Annotated in this window: 9 protein-coding genes; all 9 read left to right on the forward strand. The window is 65.0% G+C overall.

The window, feature by feature from the left end:
• The coding region (locus ACILRA_RS16880) for a cbb3-type cytochrome c oxidase subunit I (protein WP_395663234.1) at window positions 1–875 on the forward strand (875 nt) is incomplete at its 5' end.
• Between the two features lie 10 nt (window positions 876–885).
• Complete coding sequence (locus ACILRA_RS16885) at window positions 886–1,842, forward strand: heme o synthase (protein ID WP_395663235.1); 957 nt, start codon at window positions 886–888, stop codon at window positions 1,840–1,842.
• Between the two features lie 8 nt (window positions 1,843–1,850).
• Entirely contained in the window at window positions 1,851–2,000 is a 150-nt protein-coding gene (locus ACILRA_RS16890; RefSeq protein WP_395663236.1) for a hypothetical protein, read from the forward strand.
• Window positions 2,000–2,587, forward strand: a complete 588-nt coding sequence (locus tag ACILRA_RS16895) for a cytochrome c oxidase assembly protein (protein ID WP_395663237.1) — start codon at window positions 2,000–2,002, stop codon at window positions 2,585–2,587. The genes ACILRA_RS16890 and ACILRA_RS16895 overlap by 1 nt, the downstream gene beginning before the upstream one ends.
• 12 nt (window positions 2,588–2,599) lie before the next feature.
• Entirely contained in the window at window positions 2,600–3,451 is an 852-nt protein-coding gene (locus ACILRA_RS16900; RefSeq protein ID WP_395663238.1) for a cytochrome c oxidase subunit 3, read from the forward strand.
• Window positions 3,452–3,524: 73 nt separating this feature from the next.
• Complete coding sequence (locus tag ACILRA_RS16905) at window positions 3,525–3,899, forward strand: DUF983 domain-containing protein (protein WP_395663239.1); 375 nt, start codon at window positions 3,525–3,527, stop codon at window positions 3,897–3,899.
• Window positions 3,896–4,621: an SURF1 family protein gene (locus ACILRA_RS16910; protein WP_395663240.1), complete on the forward strand. Its 726-nt coding sequence runs from the start codon at window positions 3,896–3,898 to the stop codon at window positions 4,619–4,621. The genes ACILRA_RS16905 and ACILRA_RS16910 overlap by 4 nt, the downstream gene beginning before the upstream one ends.
• A gap of 94 nt (window positions 4,622–4,715) precedes the next feature.
• Window positions 4,716–6,107, forward strand: coding sequence for a threonine synthase (gene thrC / locus ACILRA_RS16915; protein ID WP_395663241.1), 1,392 nt, complete (start codon window positions 4,716–4,718; stop codon window positions 6,105–6,107).
• A gap of 17 nt (window positions 6,108–6,124) precedes the next feature.
• Entirely contained in the window at window positions 6,125–7,384 is a 1,260-nt protein-coding gene (locus tag ACILRA_RS16920) for a M16 family metallopeptidase (RefSeq protein ID WP_395663242.1), read from the forward strand.
• Window positions 7,385–7,446 lie beyond the last annotated feature (62 nt).

Here is a 7,446-nt window from a genome sequence, read left to right on the forward strand (position 1 = left end):
CAGCGGGTGGTGACCCGATCCTGTTCCAGCATCTGTTCTGGTTCTTCGGACATCCGGAAGTCTACATCCTCATCCTTCCGGGCTTCGGCATCATCTCCCACATCGTGGCGACCTTCTCGAAGAAGCCGGTGTTCGGCTACCTCGGCATGGCCTACGCCATGGTGGCGATCGGCGTCGTCGGCTTCATCGTGTGGGCGCACCACATGTACACCGTCGGCATGGATGCGGACACGCAGGCCTATTTCGTGGCCGCCACGATGATTATCGCGGTACCCACGGGTGTTAAGATTTTCTCCTGGATCGCAACCATGTGGGGCGGGTCGATTGAGTTCAAGGCGCCCATGGTCTGGGCCCTGGGCTTCATCTTCCTGTTCACGGTTGGCGGTGTGACGGGCGTCGTTCTGGCCAATGCCGGTGTCGACCGCGCGCTGCATGACACCTATTACGTGGTGGCGCACTTCCACTACGTGCTGTCGCTGGGTGCTGTGTTCGCCATCTTCGCGGGCTGGTACTTCTGGTTCCCGAAGATCACCGGCTACATGTATTCCGAGAAGATCGCCCACCTTCACTTCTGGGTCACCTTTGTCGGCGTGAACATGGTGTTCTTCCCGCAGCACTTCCTGGGTCTGGCCGGCATGCCGCGCCGCTATATCGACTATCCGGAGGTCTATGCCGGTTGGAACCAGATCTCCTCCTACGGCTCCTACCTCTCCGCCGTGGGTGTGTTGATCTTCCTGTTCGGCGTGTTCCAGGCCTATGCCCGCAAGGTGCAGGCGGCTGACAATCCGTGGGGTGCGGGTGCCACGACGCTGGAGTGGACGCTGTCCTCGCCGCCGCCGTTCCACCAGTTCAACACCCTGCCGGTGATCAAGTAACGCAAACACGATGAGCGACATCAACGCCCATATCGCCGAAGCCCCGGCCGCCGTTTCGGGCGACCAGGGCTCCGTCGGGGATTATTTCGCGCTGCTCAAGCCGCGCGTGATGTCGCTCGTCATCTTCACGGCCTTCGTCGGGCTGATCGCCGCCCCTGGCACCATCCACCCGTGGCTCGGCTTCGTGGCGTTGCTCGCCATCGCGGTGGGGGCCGGTGCGGCGGGCGCCCTCAACATGTGGTATGACGCCGACATCGACGCGGTGATGAAGCGCACCGCGAAGCGGCCGGTGCCTGCGGGCACCATCACGCCGCAAGAGGCGCTGGGCTTCGGCATGACGCTTGCCATCGGCTCCGTGCTGGTGCTGGGCCTGCTCGTCAACGTGCTGGCGGGCGCGCTGCTCGCCTTCACGATTTTCTTTTACATCGCCATCTATACGATGTGGCTGAAGCGCTTGACGCCGCAGAACATCGTGATCGGCGGTGCGGCTGGCGCCTTCCCGCCGATGGTGGGCTGGGTGTCGGTGACGGGTTCGATCGACCTCGGTTCAATCGCGCTGTTCCTCATCATTTTCGTCTGGACCCCGCCGCATTTCTGGGCGCTGGCGCTGTGGAAGAAGATCAACGCCGACTATTCCAATGCCGGCGTTCCCATGCTGCCCGTGGTGGCAGGTGCGGACGAGACGCGCCGCCAGATCCTGCTTTACACCCTGATCCTCGTGCCGGTGACACTGCTTCCGGCCCTGACGGGCACGGTGGGCCTGTTCTACACCCTCGCCAATGTGGCGCTGGGCATCATGTTCATCTGGTGTTCGGTGCAGGTCTACCGCCGCCGCGAGGGCGCGGAGGCCGAGGCTGCCTGCAAGTCGCTCTTCAAGTTCTCCACCCTGTGGCTGTTCATCGTCTTTGCGCTGATCCTTGTGGAGCGCGCGTTTGGCCTGCCGCTGTTTGCGCCGGTCCTGGGATGAGTGAGATCATGACAAACACGCCTTTCGGCCCGGAAGACATGGCACGCCGCCGCAAGCGGGCAATCGCCGTGGCGCTGATCCTCGCCGCGCTCGTGGTGCTGTTCTTCATCACCACGCTGGTCCATCTGGGCGGCGCCGTGGCGCAGAGGTCCTACTGATGCGCCAGCCCAACCCGGCACGTAACCTTCGCGTCGCCCTCATCGCCGGCAGCGTGGCGGTTGGCATGGTGGGCCTGTCCTATGCGGCCGTTCCGCTCTACCGCCTGTTCTGCCAGGTCACAGGCTTCGGCGGCACCACGCAGCGCGCGGATGCGGCCCCCGAGAAGGCCACCGACAGCCCCGTCTCGGTCCGTTTCGACGCCAATACCTCGGGCAATCTCGCCTGGTCCTTCCATGCCGTCCAGACCCAGATGACCGTTAAGGTGGGCGAGCAGAACATGGCCTACTACAAGGCCACCAACATTTCTGACAAGCCGGTCACCGGCACCGCGGTGTTCAACGTGACGCCGGTGCAGGCCGGTGTCTATTTCAACAAGATCCAGTGCTTCTGCTTCACCGAGCAGACGCTCCAGCCCGGCGAATCAATCGAGATGCCCGTGTCATTCTTTGTCGATCCGGACATGCTGGAAGATCCCGATGCCGCGGGCATCAAGGAAATCACCTTGTCCTATACCTTCTATCCGGTGGACAAGCCCAAGGCTGTATCGGAGGCGCCCAGTGCCGCCCCCGGCAGCGTCACGAACTGAGGAGTAGGGGACATGGCTGACGCCCACGCAAAGAACCACGACTATCATCTCGTCGACCCGAGCCCCTGGCCCTTCGTCGGCTCGATGGCCGCCTTCGTCATGGCGGTTGGCACGGTCTTCTGGATGCACGGCTCCAATCCCGCCGTGATGATCATCGGCCTGCTCGGTGTGATCTACACCATGTTCATGTGGTGGCGTGACGTGATCAAGGAAGGCCAGAGGGGTGACCACACCCCCGTCGTCAGCCTGCACCTGCGCTACGGCATGCTGATGTTCATCGCCTCCGAGGTGATGTTCTTCGTCGCCTGGTTCTGGGCCTTCTTCGATGCCAGCCTGTTCACCGGCGAGGCGATCCAGGCTTCGCGCGCGGCTGCCACCGGCGGCGTGTGGCCCCCTAAGGACATCGTGGTCTTCGACCCCTGGCACCTGCCGCTGATCAATACGCTGATCCTGCTCACCTCCGGCACCACTGTCACCTGGGCGCATCATGCGCTGCTCAACAACGACCGGCAGGGCCTCAAGTACGGGCTCTGGGCCACGGTCGCGCTGGGCGTGCTGTTCACCATCGTCCAGGCCTATGAATATGCCCATGCGGCCTTCGCCTTCAGCCGCGACAATGGCGGCAATATCTATGGCTCGACCTTCTTCATGGCCACGGGCTTCCACGGCTTCCACGTGCTGATCGGCACGATCTTCCTGATCGTCTGCCTGGTGCGCGCCTACAAGGGCCATTTCACACCGAAGGCGCATTTCGGCTTCGAGGCGGCAGCCTGGTACTGGCACTTCGTGGACGTGGTGTGGCTGTTCCTGTTCGCCGCCATCTACATCTGGGGCTCGCACGGCGCGGTCATCCCGGGGCACTGAGCGGCCTTGATCCGACACTGACTGGGGCCGCACCGGAACGCCGCTGCGGCCCCATCGCTTTTTGAGGAACGCCATGAACGAGCCCTATTATGCAGACCTTTCGCCCGTCTCCACCGGCATGGCGGCAAAGTGCCCGCGTTGCGGCCGTGGCCGGCTGTTCGAGGGCTATCTCAGCGTCGCAAAGTCCTGCGCCAGTTGCGGCCTGTCCTATGAATTCGCCGATGGCGGTGATGGCGCGGCATGGTTCGTCATGCTGTTCGTCAGCGTCGTGGGCGTGGGCTCCATCCTCGGGGTCGAGGTGGCGTGGAGCCCGCCCTACTGGGTTCACGCGCTGATCGCCATTCCGGTGCTCGTCATCCTGCCGTTGCTGCTGCTGCGCCCGGTCAAGGGCGTGCTGCTCAATCAGCAATGGAAGACGGGCGCGCGCGAAGGGCGCCGCCAGTCATGAGTGCGGCCCGCACGCCGCGGCTCTGGCCGATCCTGCTCGCCACCGTGATCGGCACGGCGATCCTGGTGACGCTCGGCGTCTGGCAGCTGCAGCGCCTGCAGTGGAAGGAAGCGCTTCTCGCACAGCTTGCCGCCAATGCCGCGGCAGCCCCCATTGACCTTGCCACCGCCGCGGCGCGTGCGGCATCTGGCGAGGACATGGAATTCGTGCGGGTGAGCTTTCCCGCCACCTACCGGCACGAGGGCATGATGAAGATGCTCGCGACCTATCAGGGCGGGCCGGGCTGGACCATCATCACGCCCGCCGCCGCCTCCGGCGGCTTCGCGGTGATCATCGATCGCGGCCGCATTCCCGGCCAGCAGCTCGACAGCTTCGACAAGCCCTTGGGCGTCGTCCAGATCGATGGCGTGCTGCGCAGCTATGGCCGCGGACGCGCCATGTTCGACCCTGACAACGACCGTGCCGCCAATCTCTGGTACTGGTGGGACGTGCCCGCCATGCTGGCGGCAGGCGGGCTGGCGGCGGATCTCAAGCCCTTTCCCCTCGTGGTGCAACTCCTGCCCGCCGCGGCCGCGGCAGACTTCCCACGCCCTGAAGAACCGCAGGCGAAGCTTGCCAACAACCATCTGGGCTATGCCATCACCTGGTTCGGTCTTGCGGCAACCTTGCTGGTGGTGGCGGGCGTCTATGTCTTAGGCCTCCGGAAGGCGCGCAACGCCTGACGAGCAGCGGGCTCGCCGGTCGCGGGAAACCACTGCTTGATGGCCTGCGGCTCCGGGGCTAAAGCACGTCCCAAGTTCTTGAGGGGGCACGGCCTTGCGCTATGTTTCGACCCGGGGCGAGGCTCCGGAACTGGGCTTCGAAGACGTCTTGCTGACGGGCCTTGCCCGTGACGGCGGCCTCTATGTGCCCGCACAGTGGCCGGAACTCGGCACGCGCGCCATCACCGCCCTGCAGGGCAAGTCCTATGAGGAGGTGGCCCAGGCCGTGATCCAGCCGTTCATCGGCGGGGCCATCCCGGCGGATGAGTTGCGGCACATGATCGACGGGGCCTATGCCAGCTTCGGCCATCCGGCCGTGGCGCCACTGAAGCAGCTCGACGACAACCAGTGGCTTCTCGAACTGTTCCATGGTCCGACGCTGGCCTTCAAGGACGTGGCGATGCAGCTTCTCGCCCGGATGATGGATTGGGCACTCGCCAGGCGCGGCACGCGCGCCACCATCGTCGGCGCCACCAGCGGCGATACGGGTGGTGCTGCCATCGAGGCCTTCAGATCTTCCCGGCATGCCGCCGTCTTCATGATGCATCCGCACGGGCGCGTTTCCGAGGTGCAGCGCCGCCAGATGACGACGGTCGACAGCAGGTCGGTCCATAACATCGCCATCGAAGGCAACTTCGACGATTGCCAGGCGATCGTGAAGGCGCTGTTCAACGATCTGGCCTTCCGTGACAGCGTGGGGCTGGCTGGCGTCAACTCCATCAACTGGGCGCGCATCATGGCGCAGACCGTCTATTATGTGACGGCCGCCCTGTCGCTCGGTAGCCCGGGCAGGGCGGTGAGCTTCTCGGTGCCGACCGGCAATTTCGGCGACATCTTCGCCGGGCTCGTCGCCAAGCGCATGGGTATTGCCATCGACCGGCTGGTCATCGCCACCAATGTCAACGATATCCTCGACCGCACGCTCAAGACCGGCCGCTACGAGATGCGCGGCGTGAAGACCTCGACCAGCCCGTCGATGGACATCCAGATCTCGAGCAATTTCGAGCGGCTGCTGTTCGAGGTGCATGGGCGCGATCCCCATGCCGTGCGCCGCATGATGGCGGGCCTCGCCCAGTCCGGCGCCTTCACCATCGGCAACCGTGAGCTCGACCAGATCCGCCATGAATTCGGCTCCGGTGCCACGGACGAGGCGGGGACAGCCGCCACCATCGCGCGGACGCTGTCGGAGACGGCTGAACTTCTCGATCCGCACACCGCGGTGGGCTATGCCGTGGCGCGCAGCGCGGCCACTTCCGCCAGCCCGATGGTGACGCTGGCCACCGCGCATCCCGCCAAGTTCCCCGATGCGGTGGAGAAGGCCAGTGGCATCCGCCCCGCCCTGCCCAAGCGGCTGGCCCACTTGATGGCCGCCGAGGAACGGTTCACAGTGCTTCCCAACGACGTATCCCGCGTGCGCGACTTCATCCTGTCGCGGCAGCAGGCCTAGAGCCCGAGAGAATTGACATGAGTGTCGAGATCACCCGTCTTCCCAATGGCATTCATGTCGTCACCCATCACATGCCGCATCTCGAGACGGCAGCACTCGGCATCTGGGTGAAGGCGGGGGCCCGCGACGAGCGCGCCGACGAAAACGGCATCGCCCATTTCCTCGAGCACATGGCCTTCAAGGGCACGCCCCGGCGCTCGGCCCGCGCCATTGCGGAAGAGATCGAGTCGGCGGGCGGCGAGATCAATGCTGCGACCGGCATGGAAACCACCACCTACTACGCCCGCGTGCTGAAGAACGACTGGGCGCTGGCGCTCGACATTCTGGCCGACATCTTCACCTCGCCCGAACTCGATGAAGAGGAACTGGAGCGCGAGCGTGACGTGATCCTGCAGGAGATCGCCGCCGCGCATGACCAGCCCGACGATCTCGTCTTCGATCTCGCCCAGGCGGCCAGCTTCGGCGCCCATCCGCTGGGGCGCTCCATCCTCGGCACGCATGATCTGATCGGAGGCGTCACGCGCCAGCAGATCCTCGACTGGCGCAACCGCAACTATTGGGGCTCACGCATCGTGGTCGCCGCGGCGGGCCATGTCGACCACAAGGCCTTTGCGGCGGAAGCCGAGCGCCTCCTGGGCGGTATCGAGCAGGGTCATGAGCCGCAGCGTGAGCTTCCCGCCTTCCAGCCCACCGCCTGCACCGCGGAAAAGCCGCTCGACCAGGCGCATCTGGTGCTCACCTTCGCGGCGCCGAGCTACCGCGACCCCGACATCTATGTGCTGCAGGTGCTCTCCAACATCCTGGGCGGGGGCATGTCGTCTCGCCTGTTCCAGGAGGTGCGCGAAAAGCGCGGGCTCTGCTACAGCGTCTTCTCCTTTGGATCGGCCTATGAGGATGCAGGCCAGGTCGGCGTCTATGCCGCGACCTCGCCCGAGCATTCGAACGAGCTCCTCGACCTCACCACGGGCATCATGCTGTCGGTGGCTGCCGAGGTGACGGAGGCTGAAGTTGCGCGCGCCAAGGCGCAGCTGAAGGCGAGCCTCGTCATGAACCTCGAGAGCGCGTCGTCCCGCGCCGACCAGATCGCGCGGCAGTTCCTGGCCTTCGGCCAAGTCCCCTCGATCGCCTCCCTGACGCAGAAAATCGACGCCGTGACCCCGGAACAGGTACGTGATCTGGCCGCCCGGCTGTTCTGCAACCGCAGGCCTGCCTTCGGCGCGGTTGGCCACATCGGGCAGCTTGCGGGGTATGATGCCATCGCGCGGCACTTCGGGTGAGCTGACATGGCCTTTCTCCGCTCGCCCTTCGCCGCCGACCCGCCCCCGACCTTGCGGGATGG

The organism is Aestuariivirga sp., assembly GCF_044239095.1.
In the GTDB taxonomy this organism is placed as follows: Bacteria; Pseudomonadota; Alphaproteobacteria; order Rhizobiales; family Aestuariivirgaceae; genus Aestuariivirga.